Source organism: Dokdonella sp. (assembly GCF_019634775.1).
Classification (GTDB): Bacteria; Pseudomonadota; Gammaproteobacteria; order Xanthomonadales; family Rhodanobacteraceae; genus Dokdonella.
In genome coordinates this window covers 2,098,540-2,123,064 of record NZ_JAHCAS010000001.1, presented here as the reverse complement: position 1 = coordinate 2,123,064, position 24,525 = coordinate 2,098,540, and the positions used below count along the sequence as shown (strand labels likewise).

The 24,525-nt window shown below is 68.4% G+C and carries 15 protein-coding genes; 6 read left to right on the top strand and 9 right to left on the bottom strand.

The annotated features are described in order from the left end of the window. Positions 1 to 320: 320 nt before the first annotated feature. Positions 321 to 722, top strand: a complete 402-nt coding sequence (mscL, locus tag KF907_RS09075) for a large-conductance mechanosensitive channel protein MscL (RefSeq protein ID WP_291219886.1) — start codon at positions 321 to 323, stop codon at positions 720 to 722. A 193-nt stretch (positions 723 to 915) separates the two neighbouring features. Beyond that, positions 916 to 2,328 carry a M20/M25/M40 family metallo-hydrolase gene (locus KF907_RS09070; RefSeq protein ID WP_291219885.1) on the top strand — a complete coding sequence of 471 codons (1,413 nt, stop codon included), beginning with the start codon at positions 916 to 918 and terminating at the stop codon, positions 2,326 to 2,328. A 417-nt stretch (positions 2,329 to 2,745) separates the two neighbouring features. Here KF907_RS09070 and KF907_RS09065 read toward each other — a convergent pair whose 3' ends face one another. The 3 genes from KF907_RS09065 to KF907_RS09055 all read right to left on the bottom strand — a co-directional run bounded on the left by KF907_RS09065 (position 2,746) and on the right by KF907_RS09055 (position 8,027). Next, on the bottom strand, positions 2,746 to 3,633 hold the full coding sequence (locus KF907_RS09065) for a TrmH family RNA methyltransferase (protein WP_291219884.1): 888 nt from the start codon (positions 3,631 to 3,633) through the stop codon (positions 2,746 to 2,748). A gap of 187 nt (positions 3,634 to 3,820) precedes the next feature. Next, positions 3,821 to 6,955 carry an efflux RND transporter permease subunit gene (locus KF907_RS09060; protein WP_291219883.1) on the bottom strand — a complete coding sequence of 1,045 codons (3,135 nt, stop codon included), beginning with the start codon at positions 6,953 to 6,955 and terminating at the stop codon, positions 3,821 to 3,823. Positions 6,956 to 6,983: 28 nt separating this feature from the next. Beyond that, positions 6,984 to 8,027 carry an efflux RND transporter periplasmic adaptor subunit gene (locus tag KF907_RS09055; protein WP_291219882.1) on the bottom strand — a complete coding sequence of 348 codons (1,044 nt, stop codon included), beginning with the start codon at positions 8,025 to 8,027 and terminating at the stop codon, positions 6,984 to 6,986. 391 nt (positions 8,028 to 8,418) lie between these two features. Between KF907_RS09055 and KF907_RS09050 the strand changes: the two genes are divergently transcribed. Further along, a complete protein-coding gene (locus tag KF907_RS09050; RefSeq protein WP_291219881.1) occupies positions 8,419 to 10,023 on the top strand; it encodes a choice-of-anchor Q domain-containing protein in 1,605 nt (534 codons plus the stop codon). Between the two features lie 10 nt (positions 10,024 to 10,033). Here KF907_RS09050 and KF907_RS09045 read toward each other — a convergent pair whose 3' ends face one another. From KF907_RS09045 to KF907_RS09035, 3 genes are all read right to left on the bottom strand, one after another. After that, positions 10,034 to 12,493 carry a NosD domain-containing protein gene (locus KF907_RS09045; protein ID WP_291219880.1) on the bottom strand — a complete coding sequence of 820 codons (2,460 nt, stop codon included), beginning with the start codon at positions 12,491 to 12,493 and terminating at the stop codon, positions 10,034 to 10,036. Positions 12,494 to 12,611: 118 nt separating this feature from the next. Continuing rightward, positions 12,612 to 14,957 (bottom strand): NosD domain-containing protein, encoded by a 2,346-nt coding sequence (locus KF907_RS09040; protein WP_291219879.1) that lies wholly within the window; start codon positions 14,955 to 14,957, stop codon positions 12,612 to 12,614. Positions 14,958 to 15,025: 68 nt separating this feature from the next. Then, positions 15,026 to 16,810, bottom strand: coding sequence for a Calx-beta domain-containing protein (locus KF907_RS09035; protein WP_291219878.1), 1,785 nt, complete (start codon positions 16,808 to 16,810; stop codon positions 15,026 to 15,028). 138 nt (positions 16,811 to 16,948) lie between these two features. On the opposite strand from KF907_RS09035, the gene KF907_RS09030 reads away from it, so the two are divergent. From KF907_RS09030 to KF907_RS09020, 3 genes are read left to right on the top strand one after another with little or no spacing between them, the layout of a single operon-like run. Further along, positions 16,949 to 17,608: an RNA polymerase sigma factor gene (locus tag KF907_RS09030; RefSeq protein ID WP_291219877.1), complete on the top strand. Its 660-nt coding sequence runs from the start codon at positions 16,949 to 16,951 to the stop codon at positions 17,606 to 17,608. Beyond that, positions 17,595 to 19,154 (top strand): serine/threonine-protein kinase, encoded by a 1,560-nt coding sequence (locus KF907_RS09025; protein WP_291219876.1) that lies wholly within the window; start codon positions 17,595 to 17,597, stop codon positions 19,152 to 19,154. Before KF907_RS09030 ends, KF907_RS09025 begins: the two co-directional genes overlap by 14 nt. Before the next feature lie 38 nt (positions 19,155 to 19,192). Then, complete coding sequence (locus tag KF907_RS09020) at positions 19,193 to 21,928, top strand: CHAT domain-containing protein (RefSeq protein ID WP_291219875.1); 2,736 nt, start codon at positions 19,193 to 19,195, stop codon at positions 21,926 to 21,928. A 600-nt stretch (positions 21,929 to 22,528) separates the two neighbouring features. Here the strand turns inward: KF907_RS09020 and KF907_RS09015 are convergent. The 3 genes from KF907_RS09015 to gmd are packed head-to-tail and all read right to left on the bottom strand — an operon-like array spanning position 22,529 to position 24,454. Then, complete coding sequence (locus tag KF907_RS09015) at positions 22,529 to 23,083, bottom strand: DUF2058 family protein (RefSeq protein WP_291219874.1); 555 nt, start codon at positions 23,081 to 23,083, stop codon at positions 22,529 to 22,531. Between the two features lie 28 nt (positions 23,084 to 23,111). Continuing rightward, positions 23,112 to 23,324 carry a SlyX family protein gene (locus KF907_RS09010; RefSeq protein ID WP_291219873.1) on the bottom strand — a complete coding sequence of 71 codons (213 nt, stop codon included), beginning with the start codon at positions 23,322 to 23,324 and terminating at the stop codon, positions 23,112 to 23,114. Then, a complete protein-coding gene (gmd, locus tag KF907_RS09005) occupies positions 23,321 to 24,454 on the bottom strand; it encodes a GDP-mannose 4,6-dehydratase (protein ID WP_291219872.1) in 1,134 nt (377 codons plus the stop codon). Before gmd ends, KF907_RS09010 begins: the two co-directional genes overlap by 4 nt. Positions 24,455 to 24,525 lie beyond the last annotated feature (71 nt).

Sequence of the window (24,525 nt, the reverse complement as noted above, 5' to 3'; positions counted from 1 at the left end):
TTCTCCCTGTTTTCTCCGTAGGAAGCGGCTTCAGCCGTGATGACCCGGCTGTACAACGCCCCAAAGAAAAAGCATCACGGCTAAAGCCGTTTCCTACGGCCGTTTCCTACGGCAGTTTCCTACGGCCGTTTCCTACGGCAGTTTCCTACGGCCGTTTCCTGCGGCTGTTTCCTGCGGCGTTTCCTGCGGCCGTTTCCCACAACATGGCACTGCGGACGTCTCGACACACGCGGCCACACACGGAACAATGGTTCCGCGTTTCCCGGTAACACCATCGCCAACGCCGGGGCGTCCTCCCCTGAACCATCCCAGGAGTCCCCATGAGCTTCTTCTCCGAGTTCAAGACATTCGCCATGCGTGGCAATGTGATCGACCTCGCCGTCGGCGTGGTCATCGGCGCGGCCTTCGGCAAGATCGTGTCCTCGCTGGTCGACCAGGTCATCATGCCGCCGATCGGCTGGTTGATCGGTGGTGTCGATTTCTCCTCGTACAAATGGGTGCTGGTGCCGGCTGCTGCCGATGGCACCGCCGAGGTCGCCATCCAGTACGGCGCCTTCATCAACACGCTGATCCAGTTCGCCATCGTCGCCTTCGCAATCTTCGTCGTCATCAAGGTGATGAACCGCGTCATCAAGAAGGAAGAAGCCGCACCGGCACCGCCGCCCGAGGATGTCGTCCTGCTCGGCGAGATCCGCGACCTGCTCAAGCAAGCCAAGTCCTGAGGACATGTGCACAGGCGTCGATGGAGAACCTCCGACAACCCGGCTGTTGGGCGTCATCCCGGCTTTCGCCGGGATGACGAGCTTCGGGATGTTTTGGGGCGCCGGCAACGGCGCCCATGCATGACCAACGCCACGGCGCGACCGCAAACCGCTCTGGCATCATCGGCGGCCCTGCCCTCCGGGATCGCCCGCCATGCGCCTGTCGACGCTCGCTCTCGCCCTTGCCTTTCCACTGGTCGCCGCTGCCGCGCCAACGACGATCCCCGACGCGGCAATGAAGACCGCTGCCGAACTGCGCGAACGAGCGCTCGCCGACACGCTCGCCTGGGAGATCACCGAGGGGCTGACCACCGAAGTCGGCCCGCGCCTGGCCGGCAGTGAGGCGGATGCACGTGCCCGCGAATGGATGATCGCCCGGTTCAAGGCGCTCGGCTTCGACAAGGTCTGGACCGAACCAGTCACTTATCCGAAGTGGGTGCGTCGCAGCGAGCACGCTGAAATCGTCTCGCCGTTCCCGCAGCCACTTGCGCTGACTGCACTCGGCTATTCGGCGGCAACGCCGGACGGCGGCCTGCGCGCCGAAGTGGTCGCCTTCGAATCGCTCGAAGCACTCCAGGCAGCCGCGCGTGAAGCGGTCGAAGGCCGTATCGTCTACATCGGCACGACGCGCATGGACGAGAAGGCCGGGCGCGGCTATGGCCAGGGTTCGCAGGTGCGCGGGCGCGGCCCTTCGCTCGCCTCGAGCAAAGGTGCCGCCGCCTTCCTGCTGCGCTCGGTCGGCCCCGAAGATACGCGCCTGCCGCATACCGGCGTGACACGCTTCGAGGACGGCGTCGCCGCGATCCCGGCCGCCGCGCTGTCGAATCCGGATGCCGACCAGCTCGAACGCATCCTCAAGCGCGGCCAGCCGGTCGTGCTGCGCCTCGCCCTCGACTGCGGCATCGAAGGTGAATACACAGGCGCCAACGTCATCGCCGAGATGCGCGGACGCAGCAGGCCGAACGAGTACTACCTCACCGGCGGCCACCTCGATTCCTGGGATCTCGGCACCGGCGCGGTCGACGACGCCGCCGGCATCGCCATCGCCACCGCGGCCGCTCACCTGATCGCGCAATTGCCGAAACGCCCCGCGCGCAGCATCCGCGTGGTCGCCTTCGCCAACGAGGAAGCCGGCCTCTACGGTGGCCGGGAGTACGCGGAAAAGCACCGCAAGGAAATCGCACGCGCGATTCTCGGCAGCGAGTCCGACGCCGGCTCGGACCGCATCGTCAAGCTCACCGCCACGGTCAAACCGGAAGCACGCGGCGCGATCGACCGCATCGCCGAAGCCCTCGCCCCGCTCGGCATCGAATACGACCGCAACGCCCCCGGCGCCGGCGGCTCCGACCTTTCCGCCGTGCACGCCGTCGGCATGGCAGGCCTGTCCCTGCATCAGGACACCACCCGCTACTTCGCCTGGCACCACACCGCCAACGACACCCTCGACAAGGTCGATCTCGAACAGCTCCGCCAGAACGTCGCCGCCTACGCGGTCGCGATGTACCTGGCCGCCGAGGCCAAAGGCGATTTTGGCTCCAAGCCGGGGGCGTTTGCGCGGAAACCCTGATTCCGGGTCCTGGCATCCTCCGGCTTGGCAGGAGGTCGAAGGTGACCTCCGAAGCAGACGCGCTCGAACGCATCGGGGCAAGGGATGCTCCGATCAATCCCGCAATGGCGTCATGACATCCGCAAGGTTCGCAGCGGGGTGGGCGTGGCGAAGTGCAGGCTGGTTGCCTGGGCGAGCCGCGCACGCCGCGCTGGGGGCCTTGCGCATGTCACCCCGTCATTGGGAATCAAAAGCTTGGGGCCGTCCTGTGCGGGCGCAGCTCGGCGTTGCTCCGGTTGTCTCATTCCTGTTCTGCAGCGGCAACATCCTGTTCGGTATCGCCTACCTGCGGGACTGTCTCGGTGAAGGTCGATGCATACATCTCCCGGGCAGGACCCGCGATGAAGAGCAACGATCCCCGCATGCGGAGACTCGAACTCACGAGGCACCCTTCACGACGCTCCAACGCCGCCGGTACTCGGCGAGGAACACCGCCGCGCTGGCGGCGATGTTGAGGCTTTCGACGGCGCCGCTGCCGGGGATGGTCAGGCGCAGGTCGGCGGCAGCGATCAGGGCGGTGCTCATGCCCTCGCCTTCCGCGCCGAACACGAGGACGAGGCGTGGCGGCAGATCAGCAATGAACACATCGCTGCCGTCGCGTGGCACGCTGGCGGCGATGGCGTAGCCGGCGGCGCGAAGGGCGGCGAGTGCTTGTGCCTCGTCGTCGACGCGTGCGAGTGCAACGGCTTCCGCGCCACCTTCGGCGACACGCGCGGCGGCACCGGAAAGATCGAGCGACGAAGCGCGCGGCACGATCACGCCACCGATGCCGAAATGTGCGGCGCTGCGCAGCAGGGCGCCGAGGTTGTGCGGGTTGCCGACACCGTCTAGCCAGAGCAGCAGCGATGCTGCCGGCGCGGCCGGCTGCGTAGCCAGCAGATCGGTGAGTGCGAGCGGTGCCGGCCGACGCAGGTCGAAGCAGACGCCTTCGTGGTGGCGCGAGCCGGTGAGGCGATCGAGGTCGCCGGTCTCGACGACGCGATAGCCAAGGCGATGCTGCACGCACCAGGCGAGCACGGACTTCAGTGCCGGAATGCGGCTTTCGACGAGATAGACCTTGCGCAAATCATGCGCCCGTCGCGCGAACGCAGCGAGGCAGGCATTGAGCCCGTACAGGCGGATCTCCGGCGCCGACCGTGCTGGCGCCGGATCCGTGCGTGGTGATGGCGATGCGCGCGATTGCCGCAAAGCGTCCGGCGGGGTGCGCACCTTCCACGGCGAAGCCACAGGCGCGGAGCGCGGGCGTCGCTTGCCATCGTCGGTCATGGGAGGGACTCGGCAGGAATGTCCGGATCAATCCTGCAGTGGCTGCACGACATCCGCAAGGTTCGCAGCGCGATGGACGGATGCTGGCATAGCAAAGCAGGCTTCCAATGCCGCACCCACCGGCGCGGAACCCCGTCGAACGAACACTCGCAGGAGCGGTTTCAGGCGCGATGCGGCGTGATAGTGCTCATGCATGGCCGCCGACGGCCGGCGTTGCCGCTTCGAGCTTCTCGAGTTCGTGGGCAAGCGCTTCGGGCGAACGCGTGTACGGCGCCAGCAATGCATAGAAGGCCGGCACGACATACAGCGACAGCAGGGTCGAGAAAGCCACGCCAAAGATGATGACAACACCGATCGTCGCGCGGCTCGCCGAACCGGGACCACCGGCAACGACCAACGGAACCGCACCGGCGATCGTCGCCACCGATGTCATCAGGATCGGGCGCAGGCGCACCGAGGCTGATTCGGCGACGGCCTCGGCAACGCTACGCCCCTCGTCGCGCAACTGATTGGCGAATTCGACGATGAGAATGCCGTTCTTCGCGGCAAGCCCGACTAACATGACGATGCCGATCTGGCTGAACAGGTTGAGCGTGCCGCCGGTGATCCAAAGGCCGACCAGTGCGCCGAACACCGCGAGCGGCACGGTCAGCATGATGACGACCGGGTGGATGAAGCTCTCGAACTGTGCGGCCAGCACCAGATAGATCACCAGCAAGGCCAGCACGAAGGTGAAGATGACGGCCCCACCGGCTTTCTTGAACTCGCGCGAGTCACCCTTGTAGTCGATCTGCGCGGTGCCCGGCAGTTCCTCGCGCGCGACCTGTTCCATCCACGTCAGCGCCTCGCCAAGCGTGTAGCCCGGGGCGAGGCCGGCCGACAGGGTGATCGCGCGCAGGCGGTTGAAGCGGTTGAGCTGCCCCGGCTCGGCCAGTTCGGTCAGGCTGACCAGATTGGCCAGCGGCACCAGTTCACCGCTGCGCTGCGAGCGAACGTAGAGGTTGTCGAGGTCGGCCGGCGCGGCGCGGTCGTCGCGCTGTGCCTGCATCATGACGTAGTACTCCTCGCCATCCTGCACGTAGGTGGTCACACGCCGCGAGCCCATCATCGTCTCGAGCGTACGGCCGATCTCCTGCGCCGACACGCCCAGATCGGCGGCGCGCATATGGTCGATCACCACGCGAAGCTGCGGCCGGGTCTCCTTGTAGTCGGAGTCGACGCTGGTGAGCCCGGGGTTCTGTTCCATGCGTTCGAGCATGCGATCACGCCAGGCGACCAGCTCGGCATAGTCGGGGCCGCCAAGCACGAAACGCACGGGCTGGCCGAAGCTGCGCACGAGACCGCTGCGTACCGAAGGCTGGGCGCGCACGCCCGGCAGGTCGGCGAGATTCTTGCGCACGCTCTCGGCAACCTGGACCGTGCTCACGTCGCGCTTGGTCCAGTCCTTGAGGAACACCGTCGCCATGCCCGAATGCATTTCCTCGCTGCTGCCCCAGCTGCCGGGCACACGCGTATTGATGCGCTCGATCGGGCCGCTCTCGCCAATGAGGCCCATGAAGCGCTGTTCGACTTGCTGAACCTGGGCGACCGTGTAGTCGAAACCGGCGCCTTCGGGGCCGGTGATGTTGATCATGAACACGCCACGGTCTTCGGTCGGGGCAAGCTCCGAGGGCACTCGCCAGACCAGCAGCGCACTGATCAGGCCGGCGGCAACGAGCACGCCGAACATGGCCAAACCGTACAGCACCCGATGGCGGCCGGCACGCTCGATCTGCCCGCGATAACGACGCGTCAGCGCGTCGAGGCGCCGGTTGACCCAGGCATTGAAGCCGCGTCGCCCAGCATGCGGGCGCACGAGCTTGGAAGACATCATCGGCGTCAGGGTCAGGGCGACGAAGGCCGACAGCGCGACCGCGCCGGCGAGCGTCACCGAAAGTTCGCGGAACAGGCGCCCGGTATTGCCTTCCATGAAGCCGACCGGCAGGAACACCGCGACCAGAACGGCGGTCGTCGCTATCACCGCGAAAGCGACCTGGGCGGTGCCACGCTTCGCCGCCACCAGCGGCGGTTCGCCGAGGTCGGTTCGACGCTGGATGTTCTCGAGCACGACGATTGCATCGTCGACGACAAGGCCGATGCACAGCACAAGCGCAAGCAGGGTAAGCAGATTGATCGTGTAGCCGAACGCATACAGCGCGATGAACGCGGCGATCAGGCAAACCGGCACGGTCACCGCAGGGATCAGCGCCGAACGCAGGCTGCCGAGGAACAGGAAGATGACGAAGACGACGAGCAGGCCAGCCTCGATCAAGGTGGCGTAAACGCGCTCGACAGCGGACTCGATGAACAGCGTGCTGTCGTAGGCGACGAACATCACGGTGCCTTCCGGCAACGAGGGGCGGATGCGCTCGACTTCCTCACGCGCCGCCCTGGCCACATCGAGGCTGTTCGCGGTCGACGTCTTGACGATGCCGATGCCTACGTTGGGCTGACCATTGCTGCGCAGGTACGAGCGCCGCTCCTGCGCGGCGCGTTCGACGCGGGCGACATCGCCGAGACGCACGAGGTAACCGTCGGCGCCCTTGGCGATCGTCATCGCCGCGAAATCCTCGGGCGTCTGATAGCCGCGTTGCACACGCAGGGTGAAATCACGGCTGTCCGATTCGATGCGGCCGGCCGGCAGTTCGACGTTCTCGCGCTGCAGGGCCGACTCGACGTCGGACACGGTGAGGTTACGTGCAGCCAGCGCCTCGCGGTCGAGCCAGATGCGCATCGCGTAGCGTTGTGCGCCACCGGTCTGCACGCGGGCGACGCCGTCGATCGCGGACAGGCGGTCGACGATGTAGCGCTCTGCATAGTCGGTCAGCTCGAGCGCATCCATGTCGTCCGAGCGCATGTTGAACCAGATGATGACGTCGGCATCGCTCTCGACCTTGGCGACCTGCGGTGCATCGGCCTCCTCGGGCATGCGGTCCATCACGCGACTGACTGCATCACGGACGTCATTGGCCGCCGCTTCGATGTCGCGCGTCAACGAGAATTCCATCGACACCGATGCGCGGCCGTTCTGGCTGCGCGAATCGATGATGTCGACGCCCTCGATGCCGGCCAGCGCGTCCTCGAGGATCTGCGTGATGCGCGTTTCGACGACGGCGGCCGAGGCGCCCGGATAAGTGACGTCGACCGAGACGATGGGGGGATCGATCGCTGGCAGTTCGCGCAGGGTCAGCCGGGTGAACGAGAGGATGCCAAGGACGACCAGCAGCAGGCTGACGACCGTGGCGAATACCGGACGCTTGATCGCGATGTCGGAAAGGATCATCGCCGCACTCCGTTCGCACGCCGGCGGCTCATGACCTTGTCGCCACCGCTTCGGCGATCTTCACGCCGTCGCGCAGCTTGACCGTGCCGTCGACGACGATGCGGGTGCCGGCGTCCAGGCCCTCGACCACCTCGACCTGGCCGCGCCGGCGCGCACCGAGCGCGACCTTCACGCGCGCCACCTTGTCCTCGCCGTCGACGCGGAACACGAAGGAGTCGGTACCGACCTGCACGATCGCGATCTCCGGCACGGCGACGACGCTGCGCTCCGGGCGCAGCACTTCGATGCCGAGCAGCATGCCGGCACGCAGGGCGTGGTCGGCATTCGGGATCTCGGCGCGCACCTTGAATGCGCGCGTGACCGGGTCGATGCGCGCATCGAGCGACATGACCCTGCCCTCGAATCGCCGGCCGGGATAGGCATCGCTGTGTGCGACAACCGCCTGACCGGGCGCCAATGCCGCCAGATGGCGCTCGGGCAGGGCGAAATCGACGTTGACGACATCGATGTCGTCGAGCGTGGTGATGACCGTGCCCGGCGTGACCAGCGAACCGACGCTGACCTGGCGCAGGCCGAGCACGCCGGCGAACGGCGCGGTGACGACACGGTCGGCAAGCTGGGCGCGCAGCACGTCGACACGCGCCTTGCTGGAATCGTGGTTAGCCTGCGCAGTGTCGAACACTTGGCGTGAGATCGTTCCCTGGCGCACCAGATCCTCGTTGCGCTTGAGCAGGCGTTCGGCGTCGCGCCAGGTCGCCTGCGCCTCGGCTAGGCCGGCGACCTGCTGGCCCGAGGTCAACTCCACCAGTACGTCACCAGCTGCGACGCGCTGGCCATCAACGAAGTTCACCTTGCGCACGGTCTCGGTGATCTTCGCGGTCAGGGTCACCGCTTCGCGCGCGCGGCTGGTGCCGATCGCCTCGATCGTGTCGACCCAGGGCGAAGGCTCGATCACGGTCGTGGTGACAATGACCGCCGACGGCGCGGAACCACCCGCAGCCGGCGCATTGCCGCGCGAACAGGCAGCCAGGGCGAGGCCGGCGACGAGGACGAGGGCTTTGGACATGTGCATGCAGCAGGTACTTCCGTGGCGCCCCGCCGCGTGGCGGGGCAATGGATGCGGGCGATCAACAGGGGCCGTGGTGGTCGATTCTAGCGACGCGCCGACGATTCGACGGGGGCCTTTACCGTGCTTTACCTGCACCTTCGCAAGGGTAGCGCGGCGCTGTGTCGCATCATCCGCCAGAAGTCATTGCAAAGGCGTCACACCTGAGGGCGCGGCGCCCCATCACGCGCCGCCGATCGCCCGTGAACGGGCTCCTACGAAAGAACACACACTCCGTAGGAGCCCCTTCAGGGGCGATGTTTTCGCGTCACCGCAGCGAGGATCAGCCGTGACCGGGTTCCCGTGAATCCGGCACCGAATCCGGTAGCCTGCCCGGCGCGTGGCCATCGAGCCGCCGATGGACACCGCCGCCGACGGCTTCGGTGGCGACAACGCTGCACGACCCGGAGCCTACGCCATGCATCCCCTGTACCGCCTGTTGGCCCTGCCCGTCCTCGCCTTCGCCGCGGATGCCTCCGCGCAGGCGAATTTCGATTGCGTGGCCCCGCCGACGCCGATCCTGGTCAACCCCGTCGTGCTCGGCAACGGCTCGCCCGGCAGCGTGACGACGGCGCAATTGCAGGCTGCGCTCGACGCCGGCGGCGCGATCCGCCTCGCCATCGGCAACTCGACCCTGGTCGTCGGCAGCGAACTGCGCGTGACCCGCGCCACCGTGCTCGATGCCGGCGGCGCCACGCTGTCGGGCGGCAATGCGCGACGCGTACTGCGGGTGGACAACCCATCGAACGCGACCTATACCTTCGACCTCGTCAACGCGACGATCGCCAACGGTTCGACACCGACCGGCTCCGGTGCCGGCCTGTGGAAACCGACCGGCGGCCCGTGGCAGGCGGTGACGATCCGGGTGTTCCATTCGCGCTTCAGCAACAACCGCGCGATCGTGACCGCGCAGGACGACGGCGGCGGCGGCATCTACGTGGTCGGCGCGCAGGCGCTCGTGCTGGTCGACGTCGCCATGAGCGGCAACGAAGGCGCGAACGGCGGCGCGATCTATTCGCTCGGCTCGAAGCGCATCGACCTGTTCGACAGTGAACTGGCGAACAACCGCGCGACCGGCACCGGCGGCAATCCGGGCAACGGCGGCAATGCCGGCGCATTCGGCATCGACGGCGCCGACCGCTTCGTCAACCTGTGCCGCACCCGCATCCTGGGCAACACCGCCAACGCCTACGGCGGCGGCGTGTTCACCACGGTCTACGACACCACCAGCTTCACCCGCATCCTCGATTCAACGATCGCCGACAACACCAGCAGCGGCAGCTCGAATGCGCATACCGGCGGCGTCTACCTGCAGGGCGGGCCGTTCTCGATCCGCAACTCCACGTTTGCCGGCAACTCGGCGGCGGGCTACGGCGGACTGTCGATCTTCGACCACCAGACCGGCACGCTGATCCGCGCCTCCGGCGACATCACCAGCAGCACGTTCCACGGCAACATCGCGCGCAGCGGCCTCGGCGGCGCGATGAACCTGCAGGGCAGCGGCGGCATCGTCCTGCAGAACCTCACGATCGCCGGCAACCGCGCGCTGTGCGACGTCTGCTTCGCCGCCGGCATCGCCAACGGCAACGGCCTGCCGATCACGCTGCGCAACACGATCTTCGCCGACAACACGGCCGGCAATCCCTGGAACCCGTGGGCGATCCTGCATCCGGTCGCCGGCAGCAACAACCTGCAATGGCCGCAGTTCCGGCCCGTCTCGAACCAGGCCGAAGCCGCGGTCACGCCGGGTTCGCAGTTCGCCGATGCCGGCCTCGGCGCCCTTGGCATGCACGGCGGGCCGACCGCGACGATGCCGATCGGCGCCGCCTCGCCGGCCCGCGACGCCGGCACCGCCACAGGCGCGACGGCCACCGACCAGCGCGGCCTGCCGCGCGTCGGCGCGGTCGACGTCGGCGCCTACGAATGGCAGCCGGACCTGCTGTTCGCCAACGGCTTCGACTGATCCCCTTCCTTCATTCGAGCGGCGGACAGGTTTCCGCGTTGCCCTCGAAACCATGGCGGAAGATGATGTCGCAGGCATAGGCGACGCAGGTCGAATACTCGGACGTGTTGCCGCTCGCGCCGGTCGCGGTTGCGGTGATGATCTGGCCGTACAGCGGGGTCGCGCTCTCGATCGGCAGGTCGAAGATGGCCTGGCCATTCCGTGGCGGCAGTGCGGTGCCGCCACTGACGACGACGTCGTGGAAGCCGAGATAGCGCACGGCGCCACCCTGTCCGCCCGGGCCGCAGGTCGGGCCGGCGAAGAACTCCACGCGGTAGTTGCCATTGGAGGTCGACAGCGAACCGCGCACGCGGCCCGCGTTGCGCGTGCCGAATGCGGCGTCGAGCTGCGGGAAATTCCTGCCGCAGTTGGCCTCTTCGCACAAGCCGACGAGGGCGTCGTTGTCGATCGGATTCACGCCGGCCGGCTCGCGCAGGTCCATGTCGAAGGTCTGGTTCGCGTAGACGCGGTTGCCGAGCAGTTCGTTGTTGCGCGAGCCCGGATAGAGGATCAATCCGCTGTAGTCGTTGTAGGCGACCTGGTTGCGCAGGATGTCGTTGTCGGTGGCGCCGGAGTAGACCAGGACGCCGTGCGTGTTGGGCAGGGCGTAGTTCGGCGTGCACGGCGGCAGGCAGATCGCCAGAGCCTTCACACCGATGCGGTTCGACACGATCAGGTTCTCGCTGCCGGCCAGTTGCATGGCGGTGACATTTCCGGAGATCAGGTTGTTGAGCACCACGCCGAGCGAGGTGGCCACGCGCAGGCCAACCTGGTGGCCGCGCGCGCTGTTGCCGTCCGGGTAGGTGCCGATCAGGTTGCCGATGACGACGTGGCCGTCGCCCGTGCCGCCGAGGTAGATGCCGTAGCCGTTGCCCGGGGTCGGGTCCGGATGGCCGGCGATCGAGTTGCGGTCGGCGGGATCGATGCCGCCGATCTTCACGCCGGCGGCAGGTCCGTTCACGTAGATCGCGTTGAGGTTGTCGCTGCCACCGAGCACGCCGGCACTGAAACGGCCGAAATGGTTGCCGCGCACGACATGGCCGCTGCCGGACTGCAGCAGCACCGCGTTGTTGAAGCCACCGATGATGAAACCACGCAACTCGAGCCGGGCCCCCGCCGGTGCGTTCGACGGTACGCGGAAGGCATGGCTGACCGTGCCGCCGCTGCCGGCGATCTGGATGTTCCAGGTCGCATTGTTGCTCCACTCGTTCCCGTTCGGCTGCGCGCCGGGCTGGGTGAAGCCGTCGATGCGCATCGGCGTGACGATGTCGGGATACGGCGACTGCGGGATGAGGATCGCGCCGAAGTTGCCGGGAATCGCGAAGCGGATCGTGTTGAAGTCCGTCGACAGGTTCGCGCTGGTGATCGCCTGGCGCAGCGAGCCGGCCCCCGAATCGTTGCTGTTGGTGACGACGAGTTCGACGCTGTCGTCGTACGCGGATTCGTAGGCGCCGCGGTCGACGGCGGTGCCGACGAGACGCGGGCCGCCGTCGATGTCGACGCCGGGCAAGCCTCCGGGTGGCGCGTTGTTGCCGCTGTTGATCGACGGCGAGACCGGCACGATCGGGCGCAGGTTCGCGTCGAGCTGCGGATTCGCCGTGCTCGTGCCTGTCGAAACAGCCAGCGTCAGCAGCGGGTTGATCGAGCTCCAGGTGTTGTTGCGTGCCTGCACGAGCACCGGGCCGCTGGCGATGCGCAGGTCGACGTCGATGCCGGCGTTGTTCCAGAAAACGTTGTTGCTGAGCTGCACCTCGAATGTCGCGCTGTCGCTGTTGCGGAAAAGTTCGAGCCCCGAGCCTTCCGACCCCCAGAACGTGTTGTTGGTCACGCGGGCCAGCTGGGACACTTCGGGCGAGGACGACAGCCTCAGGCCATAGCGCGCGCGCACGAGGTTGTTCTCGATGGTGGTGGTTCCGCAGTTGTTGCCGATGTCGAACGTGCCGAAGCCGCCGCTCGCGTTGTGCACGATGTTGCGTCGGAAGCTGACCGTTTCGCCGTAGGCAAGACAGCTGCCGGGCGACCTGAACTGCAGCAGGTCCATGTTGCGGAAGCTGATGCCCTCGACCGTCATGCCAAGCCCCGCGTGGGCGAGTTCCAGCGCCATCGTGCCGGCGCCATCGATGACCGTGTTGGCCGGATCGACGGTTCGCGTCGAGCAGCCCGGGCCGTAGCCACCGAGCAGGTTCAGGCGGTTGACGAGGATGCGGCTGACGTCGCCGCTGGTGGCATAGGTCTGGGCGACGAGACGCAGCGTCACCGTGCCGTCGGCTTGCGGCACCTGCGCCTGCTGCAGGCCCGAGAGCAGGTCGGACAGCGACTGCACGCACAGGTCGAGCGCGGCCGCCGGACGCGGTGCAAGCACGCAAAGGCCCGTCGCTGCGGCAAGTACGATGGCGCGCAACGACTGGAAGCAAACGGTTCGAAGGGACATGGCCATGGCTCCGGTGGGATCTTCGACAGTGGAAACCCGCGCCGGCGCGCGGACGAACGACGCCCGCGAATGGCAACCCGGCCTGCTGTTCGCCAACGGCTTCGACTGCATCCGCTCGTCAGTCGATCGACGGGCAGACTTCGGCATTGCCCTCGAGACCATGGCGGAAGATCACGTCGCAGGTGTAGGCGACGCAGGTCGAATACTCGGACGTGTTGCCGCTCGCGTCGGTCGCGGTCGCGGTGATGGTCTGTCCATACAGCGGAGTACCGCTCTCGATCGGCAGATCGAAGATGGCGTGGCCATTGCTGGTCACGGTGCCGCCGCTGACGGCGACGTCGTGGAAACCGAGATAGCGCGCGGCGCCACCCTGTCCGCGGGGACCGCAGATCGGCCCGGCGAAGAACTCCACCCGGTAGCTGCCGTTGGAAGTCGACAGCGAACCGCGCACGCGCCCCGCGTTGCGCGTCCCGAGTGCGGCGTCGAGCTGCGGGAAGTTCCTTCCGCAGTTGGCGTCGTCGCACGGGTTGATGAGGGAATCGTTGTCGATCGGATTCACGCCTTGCGGATCGCGCAGGTCCATGTCGGAGAAGCCGTTACCGTGGACGCGGTTGCCGAGCATTTCGTTGTTGCGCGAGCCCGGATAGAGGATCAATCCGCTGTAGTCGTTGTAGGCGACCTGGTTGCGCAGGATGTCGTTGTCGGTGGCGCCGGAGTAGACCAGGATGCCGTGCGTGTTCGGCAGGGCGTAGTCCGGCGTACAGGGCGGCAGGCAGATCGCCAGCGCCTTCACGCCGATGCGGTTCGACACGATCAGATTCTCGCTGCCGTACAACGCGATGCCGGTGGAATTGCCCGAGATCAGGTTTTCAAGCAGCACGCCGAGCGAGGTGTTCATGACCACGCCGAATCGGTGGCCGCGCGCGGTGTTGCCGTCCGGATAGGTGCCGATCAGGTTGCCGATGACGACGTGGCCGTTGCCGGTGCCGCCGAGGAAAATGCCGTAGCCGACATTCGGGGGCGGATTCGGATGACCGGCGATCGAGTTGCGGTCGGCGGGATCGATGCCACCGATCTTCACGCCGGCGGCAGGTCCGGTCACGTAGATCGCATTGACGTTGTCGCTGCCGCCGAGTACGCCGGCATTGAATCGGCCGAAATGGTTGCCGCGCACGATGTGGCCGCTGCCGCCCTGCAGAAGCAGCGCGTAGTTGAAGCCGCCGATGATGAGGCCCTGCAGCTCCAGCCGCGTACCCGCCGGCGCGTTGGCCGGCACGCGGAAGGCATGGCTGACCGCGCCGCCGCCGGCGATCTGGATGTTCCAGGTCGCATTGTTGCTCCACTCGTTCTCGTTCGGCTGCGCGCCGGGCTGGGTGAAGCCGTCGATGCGCATCGGCGTGACGATGTCGGGATACGCCCCCTGCGCGACGAGGATCGCGCCGAAGTTGCCGGGAATCGCGAAGCTGATCGTGTTGAAGTCGGGAGACTGGTTCGCGTTGAGGATCGCCTGGCGCAGCGAACCGGGACCCGCATCGTTGCTGCTGGTGACGACGAACCCGGGGCCGGGGATATCGAAACGTGACGTGTCGATGCCTACCGGCCGATTCGCATCGCGCTGCGGATCCGGCGTGCCCGTGCCGGACTGACGGGCCGCCGTCACCCGCGGGTCGATCGAGTTCCAGGTGTTGTGGCGCGCATGCACGAGCACGTCGCCGCTGGACGGAATCCGCTCGACGTCGTGCCCGGCGTTGTCCCGGAAGGTGTTGTTGTCGAGATGCACTTCGAACGCGGCCGTGTCCGGCTTGCGGAACACCTCGAGTCCGGAGGTGTTCGAGTCCGAGAACGTATTGCTGCTCACCCATGCCTGCGTGGCGACGTCCGACCCGGACGTCAGCTTCGTGCCGTGGCTGGCGCGCACGATGTTGTTCCTGAAGACGATGGGTCCGCAGGTGTTGCCGACGACGAGCGGGCCGGAACTGCCGCCGCCTGCGCCCTGCACGATGTTGCGGCGGAAGCGGACGGCTTCGCCGCGGGCGAGGCAGGTGTCCGCCAGTCCGAACCGCAGCCGCCCGACGTTGCGGAAGCTGATGCCCTCGACCTTCACGCCCAGGCCCGTGTGGATGAAGTCGAGTTCCATCGTCGAAGCGCCGTCGATGACCGTGTTGGCCGGATCGACCGTTCGCGTCGAGCAACCGGGTGCGTAGCCGCCGAGCAGGTCGAGGCGGTTGGCGAGGACGCCGTCGATGGCCACGCCCGAAACGTAGGTCCGGGCGACGAGGCGCAAGGTCACGGTGCCGTCGGCTTGCCGCACCGTGGCCCGTTGCAGGCCCGAGAGCAGGTCGGACTGCGACTGCACGCAGAGGTCGAGCGCGGCTGCCGGACGCGGCGGAAGCGCGCAAAAGCCCATCGCGGCGGCAAGCACGGCGTCACGCAACGACTTGAATGAAACGGTTCGAAGGGACATGACCATGGCTCCAACGGGATCGTCGACAGGGGAAACCCGCGCCGGGGCGCGGGCGAACGGCGACCCGCTCAGTGCCGCCGGGAATGGCGCGAGCGCATGCCCGCGGCGGCGAGCAGCGCCGCGAGCAGGCCGAGCGCAAGCGCGCCGGGACCCGGCAAGGGACGTGCCTCGACGGTGCCGCTGGTGTCGTCGTTGATGATCGTGCCGGTGGCAACGCCATCGGCGATCGTCGCGCCGGCCGGATCGATGAGGCGCACGAGGAAGGTCTCGTCGGGCTCGTCGACGAGGTCGCCGATCACCGGCACCTGGAAGTTCACCGTCGAAACGCCTTGGTCGAAGGTCAGGAAGGCCCCGGTCGGCGTGTAGTCGACGTTCGGCGCGGCGCTGCCGAGGTCGGTCTGCGCAGTGACGCCGACACCGCCCGGCGACGGTGCCGACAACGTGACGATGAAGTTCATCAGCGTCGTGCCGGCGTCGCCTTCGACCACGCTCGCATCGCCCACCGAGAACGTCAGCGGGCCGCCGGCCGCGCCACCGCCCTGCAGGCGCACGACGAGGAACTGGTCATCGGTGCCGGTGGCGGAAGCGCCGTAGTCGATGCCGGCGAGCACGACGGCACCATCGGCCTGCAGGGCGACCGCACGGAACTCGATGTCGGTCGGCGCGTCGACGACGCGCAGGCCGCTGCCGGCGAAGGCGGGATCGAGGCTGCCGCCGGCGAGCAGGCGCGCCGCGAAGCCCGTCGTGCCCTGGCTGAAATCGAAGGCGCGGCCGCCGACGACGATGCGGCCGTCGGCAAGCAAGGCGAGTGCCTGCGCACGCAGGCTCGTCAGGCCGAAGCTCGTCGCTGCCAGGGTGACCGTGCCGCCGCTGCCGAACGACGGATCGGGCGAGCCATCGGCGAGCAGGCGCACGACGATCGCGTCGTTGCCGGCAAGGCCGGCGGCGACGATGCGGCCGTCGCCCTGCACGGCGAGCGCGACGAGCCGCGACGGTGCCGCCAGTTCGGCCCGCCCGTCGCCGGCGAAACCGGCATCGACGCCGCCATCGTCGTCGAAGCGCTGGACGAAGGCGGCCGCCTCGTCGCCGTCGAGCGTGCCGGCGATGAGCAGCTTGCCGTCGGCCTGCAACGCGACCGCGCGCGCCGAACTGGTGTCGCTTGCGGCGATCACGAAGCCGGCATCGCCGAACAGCGGCAGCGGCATGCCGAGCGTGTCGAGGCGCAGCGCCGAGGCATCGATGCCGCCAAGCCCATCTCCGGCATAGCCGGCGATGGCGAAGCCAGCGCTGCCGGCCGCCAGCGCAAGGCCGACATCGTCGCCAACACGTGGGTTGAGGAACCAGCCGTCGCCCTGGTTGCCGAAGCTGCCGTCGATCGCGCCATCCGCGTTCAGGCGCAGCGCGACCGAACGCGTGCCGAGCGCGGTCAGGAAGCTGGTGCCGGCGACGACCAGGCGGCCATCGGCCTGGATGACCAGTCCGTAGGCCTCCTCGTCGCTCGCCGCCACGCGACCGGCAATCGCGCGACCGCCGACGCCGAAACCGGCATCGAGGTCGCCATTGGCGACGAGGCGCAGCACGCCGAAGTCGCCATTGATCGCGTTCTCGCCGACGCTGCCGGAAACCACGATGCGACCGCTGGCATCGATGGCGACGGCCGTCGCGACCGCGCCGCCGTTGCTGCCCATGGCGTCGCGCACGAAGCCGCCGGTGCCGAACGCGGGATCGAGGTCGCCGGGCGCGGCCATCGCGACCGCGCCGCAGACCAGCCACGGCGCGAGCAGCAGGCGGGCGCACCTGGCCAGATCGGGGAACGGGTCGGGTGCGATGTGCAGCGCGTGGATCTTCAGCATGGATCTTCCTCCGGCCAAGCCCCTGTCACCGCGGAAACCCGCGACCGTGGCGAAACGAACAAGGCGCGCGGACGCGACTTCGGACCCTTTTCCTGCAAGGCGTTCGTTCCGCCGCCGCCGCGGGTTTTCCCTGCGGCGATGACGACGACCTGCCTCGAACTGCAACCCCTGGCAGCGGGACGCCTGCTCGGGTCCGCGCGCGACACGCGTGCTATAAGGCCGCGCATGGACGCCGTGGCCGATACCACGCAGGAACTGCTGCATCGCATCCGCGCGGGCGATGCACGGGCGCGCGAACGCCTGCTCGCCCGCTACCTGCCGATGCTCAGGCGCTGGGCGCATGGACGCCTGCCGGCACACGCACGCGACCTGGCCGACACCGACGACCTCGTGCAGGTCACCCTGCTGCGTGCGCTCGGCCATCTCGACACGTTCGAATACGCAGGTAGTGGCTGCTTCCTCGGCTACCTGCGCCACCTGCTGCTGAACGTCCTGCGCAACGAGATCCGCCGCTCGTCCGTGCACGGCGTCGCCGGCGAGCCCGGCGAGCAGCTCGTCGACGAGAACGCGCCGTCGCCGCTCGAGGCCACGCTTGGCAGCGAACGCCTGCGCCGCTACGAGACCGCGCTCGCCGGCCTCGCCCGACGCAGCCAGGAACTGCTCGTCATGCGCATCGAGTTCGGCCTCGACTACGGCGCGATCGCCGACGAGACCGGCATGAGCCGCGATGCCGTGCGCATGGCGATCAAGCGCGCGGCGGCCGAACTGGCCAGGGCGATGAGCCATGACGCCGCGTGACGCCGCCTTCGAGCAGATGCTCGAGCGCATCCTCGATGCCGAGCCGCTCGACTGGGGCGTAGCTGAGGCGGACGACGACCCGCGTTTCGACGCCCTGCGCGCACTCGCCGAAGTCGCCGACGCGTTCGGCCGCATCGGCTCGCCGGCGCCACGCGCCGTGCTGTTCGCCTGGGGACCGCTCGATGTCGTCGAGCGCGTCGCCGAAGGCGGTAGCGCCGAGGTCTACCGTGCGCACGACCGCCGCCTCGGCCGCGACGTTGCGCTGAAACTGCTCAAGCCGGAGATCGCCGCGCACTGGCGCGCAGGTGCCTTTCTCGACGAGGCGCGCCGCCTCGCCTGCATCCGCGACGCCCACGTCGTCAGCGTGTACGGCGCCGGCGTGCATGACGGACGCGCCGGCCTGTGGTGCGAATGGATCGACGGACGCACGCTGGCGGACTGCGTCGAACGCGACGGCCCACTCGGCAGCGCGGAAACCGCCGTCACCGGCCTCGCCCTGTGCCGCGCGCTCGCCGCCGTGCATCGCGCCGGCCTGATGCACGGCGACGTCAAGCCGCACAACATCCTGCGCGAGCGCGGCGGACGCATCGTCCTCGCCGACCTCGGCGCCGGCGGCGAACCGGCCGCGGTCAACGCAAGCCTGCGCACGCAGGCGAGCCCGGCATGGACCGCACCCGAAGTCCTCGATGGCGCCGCGCGTTCGCCGCGCGACGACCTGCATTCGCTCGGAGGTGTCCTGCACTACCTGCTCGATGCGCGCAGCCCAGATCCGCGCATGCCGGGTGCCGCGTTCGCGCGCGCCGACGTTGATCCGGCGCTGCGCACGGTGATCGCGCGCGCACGTGCCGCCGACCCGGCCGCGCGCTATGGCAGCGCCGAGGAGATGGCCGCCGACCTCGCCGCCTGCCTGCAACCGAAACCCGTGGCAGCAGCACCAGCACCGCGGCGGCGTCTCGCTTTCGCCGGCGCGGCCATTGCCGCCATCGCCCTGCTCGTGATCGCGCTGGCGATGTTCGCGCGACCGGCAGCACCGCCGACCGCCACGGTGGAACTGCTGCGCCATGCGGATGGCCGCAGCCACGTGCTGGCCGACGGTGCAAGCGTCGTTCTGCGCGACCGCCTTTCGTTCGCCGTCGAGAGCGCGCAACCGCTGTGGGTCTACGTGTTCAACGCCGACGACGAAGGTCGCCTGACCCGCCTGTTCCCGCTGCCCGGACTCGACACGCGCAACCCGCTGCCGGGCGGACGCCGCAGTGAACTGCCGGGCCTGGCTGCAGGTCGCGCCCTGCACGTCGAAGTGTCGTCGCCGGCGCAGGCGGAACGCTTCCTCGTCGTCGCCGGCACGCAGGTGGTGGACGAGCTCGAAGCGATCGGCGCCGACCAGGCCAGCATCGACACCGACATCCGCACGCGCGGCAGCCAGCGCCTCGTGCCGCAGGCCGCTCCTTCACCTCCCGATCACCTCGATGCGCTGGTCGCGCGACTCGAGGCCTCGCCACAACCGTTGCGCATCTGGCGTTTCCGCCTGCCGCACCGCAACGAATGACGGTGGCGCTATCCTCGCGGTACGGCGAGGGCGGGACGATGACGGGCGCAATCGCGAAAACGATGCAGCGGCAAAGGCGACGTGCATGGCTCGCCGCGCTCGTCCTCGTTGCCTGCACCGGCGCGACCGGCGCGCGCGGAGGCGAAGTCGATGTCCCCACATCGGCACCCGCCGGCACCACGCCGGCCGAAAGCGCGGCGGCGTACGTGGAACGGGCCGAGCAGCATTGGCGTGAACAGCGCCCCGAGGCCGTCATCGACGATGCCGCCAAGGCCCTCGCCGCGATCGGCACGCGCGATGCGGATGCGCCCTTGCGCCTGCGCGCATTGCGCGTGCGCGGCCTCGCCGAAGCGGAGCTGCGCCAATCGGCGGCGGCGCTCGCCACGCTCGACGAAGCGCGGCGGCTCAGCGCCATGCATGACGGCGCGGACAGTCCCGCGCACGCCGAAGTGCTCGGCGAGCTGTCCGTGGCCCAGCGCGTCGCCGGCGACTACGGTGCGGCGATCACGACGCTGGAAACGGCCATCGCGATCCAGCGCCGGCACGACGATCCGGCCGCGCTCGCCCTCGCCCTGCTGCGGCTCGGCCAGGCGCAGCGCATCAGCGGCGATCTCGTGCGCGCCGAGGCGAACTACCGCGAAGCACTCGAACTCGACGCGCGCACACCCGACCCGGGCGGCCGACGGCGCGCCGACCTGCTGTACGCGCTCGGCAACCTCGAGCGGCATCGCGAGCGACCCGAAGCGGCGATCGCCTGGTATGCGCAGGCCGTGCCCGCGTTCGAACGCGCCTATGGCGGCGATTCGCTGAAGCTCGCGCGCGTGCTCAACAACTACGGCAACGCCGAAAGCGTGCGCATCGGCCGGCACGCCGAGGCGATCGCTCTGTTCGAGCGTGCCCTCGCCATCGTCCGCAAGGATCCGGCGGCGAATCCCGGCGACCACTATCCGCGCGCCAACATCGCCATGGTCGACATCTGGAACGGCCGCCACCGAGAAGCGGAGGCGGGTTTCCGCGAGATGCTCGCCCGCCTCGATGGCATGCCCCCGACCAGCGAAGCCTCGCCGTTGTTCGTGCAGCATGGTCTTGCCGCCGCGCTGTGGGGCCAGCGGCGCTTCGACGACGCCTTCGCCGCCGCCGAGGCTTCCGAGCACACGCGCGTGGCCGGTTTGCGCGAGGTTTCCGCCTCTTTCTCGGATGCGCAGATGCTGGTCTTCCAGGAGCAGGAATACGCCACGCTCGATCTCGCGCTCGCCATCGCGGTCGCCAGCGGGCGCGGCGACCTGCTCGAACGCGCATGGTCGCTGGCGATCGCCGCGCGCGGCCAGGTCACCGCGATCCAGTCCGAACGCCTCGGTCGCGTGCGTGCGCGCCTCGATTCCGACCCGGCCATCGCGCCACTGTGGCAGGCCTGGCTGGCGGCAAGCAGTGCGCTCGAGAATGCGCGACTCGCCGGCGTCGCCGCGGCCGGCGCAAGCGAGCGCCGCGAAGCAGCCGAACGCCGGCTCGTGCAGGCTCTGCCGCGCGGCGCCACGATCGCCGGCATGCAACCCGACCTCGCCGCCGTGCGCGCCGCATTGCCGGACGACAGCGCGCTGGTCTGGCTCAACGTCGGCGCCCACGTGCGCGCCGAGGATTTCGCCAGCCGCGAAATGCACGAACGCGACCCTTTCGTGCGCGCCTTCGTGCTCGAGGCCGGCACCGGCACGCCGATCCGCGTCGTGCCGCTCGGGCCGCTGCGGCCGCTGATGGCCGATGTCGAGCGCTGGCAGGCTGCGCTGGCGACACCGCAGGGCGACGAAGCGATCCTCCGCCAACACGGCCGGCGCGTGACCGACGCGCTGTGGCGACCGCTCGCCGCAGCGACCAAGGCGCGACGGATGCTGATGCTCGCCGATGCACCGCTGCAACGCATCGCCTGGAGCGCATTGCCCGACGGCGAAGGTTATCTGCTCGACGGCGAGCGCCTCGTGCACCTGCTCAACCACGAGGAGGAACTGCTCGCACCAGTCACGAGCGCAAGCCTGCCGCCACGCTACAGCGTCGTCGCGCTGGCCGATCCGCTCGACCGTGAAGGCGTCTCGCGCGCGGGCTGCGCGGCACGACGCGAGGTACTGCCCGGCGCACGCCGCGAAGTCGAGCGTGTGCAGGCACTGGTCGAGGTACACACCGCAGCACCGATGCTCGCCCTGCTCGGCGAGGCGGCGACCGAATCGGCCTTCCGCCGCGCCGCGCCACAGGCCGCGATCCTGCACCTGGCCACGCACGGCAGTGATGGCAGCGGGCGGGACTGCGTCGCCGGCACGCGCGGTGTCAGTCTCGCCGGCGATCCCGCCACCGCTGCGGACAGCGCCGCGGTCGCAACCGCGCTCGTGCTCGCTGCCCACGCACGCGTGCCCGATGCGGCCGACGACGGCCTGCTCGGCTACCTCGAGATCGCCGCGCTCGACCTGCGCGGCGTGCGCTGGGCCGTCCTCGCCGCGTGCACGACGGCAGCCGGCGCGATGCGCCACTACGAAGGCCTCGACGGCCTCGCCCGCGCGTTCCGCATCGCCGGCGCGCGCACCGTCTTCGTCAGCCTGTGGCCGGTCGACGACGGCGCCACCGCGACCTGGAGCGAGGCGCTCTACGCCGCGCGCCTGGGCGCCAGGGCCGACGTTCCGCACGCCCTGCGTGACGCACAACGCAAGGTCATCGCCACACGCAAGGCCGCCGGCCGCAGCATGCATCCGTTCTACTGGGCGGGGTTCATCGCGCTCGGCGACTGGCGTTGAGCGAATGAGCCTGATGTTGTTTCTTCACCCGTTTTTGGGTGGCTTTGGTACTCGGTTCCGCTCGCCTCGGCGGCCCCAACGCCGTCATCCCGGCGAAGGCCGGGATCCAGCTCCTTGCGTTGCTTCTTCTTTTGTCTCTTGGTGGTTTTGGTTCCTTGTTCCGCTCGCCTCGGCGGCGAGCGCGTTACTTTCTCTTGCTTGCCTAAGAGAACGTAACCAAAGAGAAGGGCACCCCGGCATCCGCGCCGCTTGGGCTTCGCCCAATCGGTTCCCTGCGGTGCTCGCCGTCCACCGGCCGGCAAACAACTCGGCCATCCATGGCCTCAGACAGTTTGCCTTTCCCCGGCGGCCGACTCCGCTCCTCGGCGCTTCTGCAGGGGACCCGAAGAGCAAGAGCCAAAGCAAAGCGCGCGTTGCCATTCTTTCGTAGGAGCGCACCCTGTGCGCGATTGGCGCATCGTGAAAACGCTGCCGTTGAGGAAATGTGGTTGGTGTCCAGAGCAGAGCGAATGCATGAATGCGACACGGCCGCTTTTGCCGCGGAATGTCGGTCTTGCATCAACCATCGATTGTCGCGCCCTAACCCCTAGCCCCTGATCCCTACCAGGTCAGGTCAGCCGGCACACCATCGTCATCAACAGCACCAGGCTCGCACAGCAAAACAAGGGCTTCGGGTGCGACTTCGCGGACCTGTTCGCCGAGCGCGCGCGGCACGATGTGGTAGCGGCCGAGGTGCTGGACGATGGCGAGTTCACCGGTGTTGATCGCGGCGAGTTGGGCTGGCGTGCAATAGACGCGCTTGATCTTGTCACCGTGCGGGAAATGACGGGCAACATCGGCGTCCTTGTCGTTGAGGCCCTGCCCGTCGAGCAGGGCAGCCAGCTTGCGCTTGCGTTCGGCCTTTTCCTTCGCGCGCTGCTCGGCAGCGCGTTTTTCCTGTTCGCGCTGTTCGCGTTCGGCACGCTCGCGCAAGGCATAGGCCTTGGCCAGATCCATTTCCTCGTGCTTGCGCGGCATCGCATCCGGTCTGCGCACGCCGGGCTTGCGCGCGTCCGCCTTGCCCTTGGCTTCAACCGGCGCGGCCGCGCGCGCCTCCGCCTTGAGCTTCTGCACGAGGCCCGTCTTGAGCAGTTGGTCACGCAGGGAATCGGCCATCGAGGCGTTCCGTTGGTCACGGGCGAATTCAGTAGTGCGGCGGCGGCGGTTCGCTTGCCGTGTCGTGCGCGAGCGAGGTGCGCAAGCCGACGAGTTCAGCACGCATGCGCTCGAGTTCGAGGCGCAACTGCACGTTCGTGCGATCGTGCATGGCCACCGCCGAGTTGAGAGCAGCCACGCTGTCGTCGAGGAACGCGAGACGAACCTCGAGCTCGGTCAGGCGTTCCTCCAGCGTGCTCATCGTGCGCGCAAATCCTCGATCAGATGGCGGCCATGACGCGCACCGACCTGCCCCTCACACTCGCGCCGGGCGAGGGCGAGATCAGCGGCGGCCATCTCGCGCACGAGGTCGGCGAAGCCGGTCTTCGGCGTCCAGCCGAGTGTCTCGCGGGCAAAGGTCGGATCGCCGAGCAGGGTATCGACCTCGGCCGGGCGGTAATACTGAGGATGCACGCGCACGAGCGTGTCGCCGACGCGCACCTTCGCATCGTCGCGATGCACGGCGGCGACGATGCCTTCCTCGTCGGCGCCGCTGCCGCGGAACTCGACGTCGATGCCCATCTCGCGCGCTGCGAGCACGACGAACTCGCGCACCGAGTGCTGGATGCCGGTGGCGATGACGTAATCGTGCGGCGTGTGGTGCTGCAGGATCAGGTACTGCGCCTCGACGTAGTCGCGCGCATGACCCCAATCGCGGCGCGCATCGAGATTGCCGAGATATAGGCAGCGCTGCAGGCCCTGGATCACGCGGGCGAGCCCGCGGGTGATCTTGCGCGTGACGAAGGTTTCACCGCGAATCGGCGATTCGTGATTGAACAGGATGCCGTTGCAGGCAAACATGCCGTAGGACTCGCGGTAGTTCACCGTGATCCAGTAGGCATAGAGCTTGGCCACGCCATAGGGCGAGCGCGGATAGAACGGCGTCGTTTCACGCTGCGGGGTCTCGCGCACGAGGCCATACAGTTCCGAAGTCGACGCCTGGTAGACGCGGCAACGGCCCTTCATGCCGAGCACGCGTACCGCTTCGAGCACGCGCAGGGTGCCGACGCCGTCGGCATTGGCCGTGTATTCCGGCTCCTCGAACGACACCGCGACATGGCTCTGCGCGGCAAGGTTGTAGATCTCGTGCGGCTCGACCTGCTGGATGACGCGGGTGAGGCTGCTCGAATCGGTGAGGTCGCCGTAGTGAAGGGTCAGCGCCGGGCCGCCCTCGTCGCGCTCGTGATAAAGATGATCGATGCGCTCGGTATTGAACGACGAGGCACGCCGCTTGAGACCATGCACCTCATAGCCCTTCTGCAGCAGCAGTTCGGCGAGATAGGCCCCATCCTGGCCGGTGACTCCGGTGACAAGCGCACGCTTCTTTTCCATCGATCGGATTGCCTCGGGACTGCGCCGGACTCAGGGCGTCGACGCGGGACCGGGGATGTTAGCGGTGAGGG

Bases quoted from the DNA above. Each gene is read 5' to 3' on its own strand.
- mscL (WP_291219886.1), top strand. From the start codon at position 321: ATGAGCTTCTTCTCCGAGTTCAAGACATTCGCCATGCGTGGCAATGTG.
- KF907_RS09070 (WP_291219885.1), top strand. From the start codon at position 916: ATGCGCCTGTCGACGCTCGCTCTCGCCCTTGCCTTTCCACTGGTCGCC.
- KF907_RS09065 (WP_291219884.1), bottom strand. From the start codon at position 3,633: ATGACCGACGATGGCAAGCGACGCCCGCGCTCCGCGCCTGTGGCTTCG.
- KF907_RS09060 (WP_291219883.1), bottom strand. From the start codon at position 6,955: ATGATCCTTTCCGACATCGCGATCAAGCGTCCGGTATTCGCCACGGTC.
- KF907_RS09055 (WP_291219882.1), bottom strand. From the start codon at position 8,027: ATGCACATGTCCAAAGCCCTCGTCCTCGTCGCCGGCCTCGCCCTGGCT.
- KF907_RS09050 (WP_291219881.1), top strand. From the start codon at position 8,419: ATGGACACCGCCGCCGACGGCTTCGGTGGCGACAACGCTGCACGACCC.
- KF907_RS09045 (WP_291219880.1), bottom strand. From the start codon at position 12,493: ATGTCCCTTCGAACCGTTTGCTTCCAGTCGTTGCGCGCCATCGTACTT.
- KF907_RS09040 (WP_291219879.1), bottom strand. From the start codon at position 14,957: ATGTCCCTTCGAACCGTTTCATTCAAGTCGTTGCGTGACGCCGTGCTT.
- KF907_RS09035 (WP_291219878.1), bottom strand. From the start codon at position 16,810: ATGCTGAAGATCCACGCGCTGCACATCGCACCCGACCCGTTCCCCGAT.
- KF907_RS09030 (WP_291219877.1), top strand. From the start codon at position 16,949: ATGACGACGACCTGCCTCGAACTGCAACCCCTGGCAGCGGGACGCCTG.
- KF907_RS09025 (WP_291219876.1), top strand. From the start codon at position 17,595: ATGACGCCGCGTGACGCCGCCTTCGAGCAGATGCTCGAGCGCATCCTC.
- KF907_RS09020 (WP_291219875.1), top strand. From the start codon at position 19,193: ATGACGGGCGCAATCGCGAAAACGATGCAGCGGCAAAGGCGACGTGCA.
- KF907_RS09015 (WP_291219874.1), bottom strand. From the start codon at position 23,083: ATGGCCGATTCCCTGCGTGACCAACTGCTCAAGACGGGCCTCGTGCAG.
- KF907_RS09010 (WP_291219873.1), bottom strand. From the start codon at position 23,324: ATGAGCACGCTGGAGGAACGCCTGACCGAGCTCGAGGTTCGTCTCGCG.
- gmd (WP_291219872.1), bottom strand. From the start codon at position 24,454: ATGGAAAAGAAGCGTGCGCTTGTCACCGGAGTCACCGGCCAGGATGGG.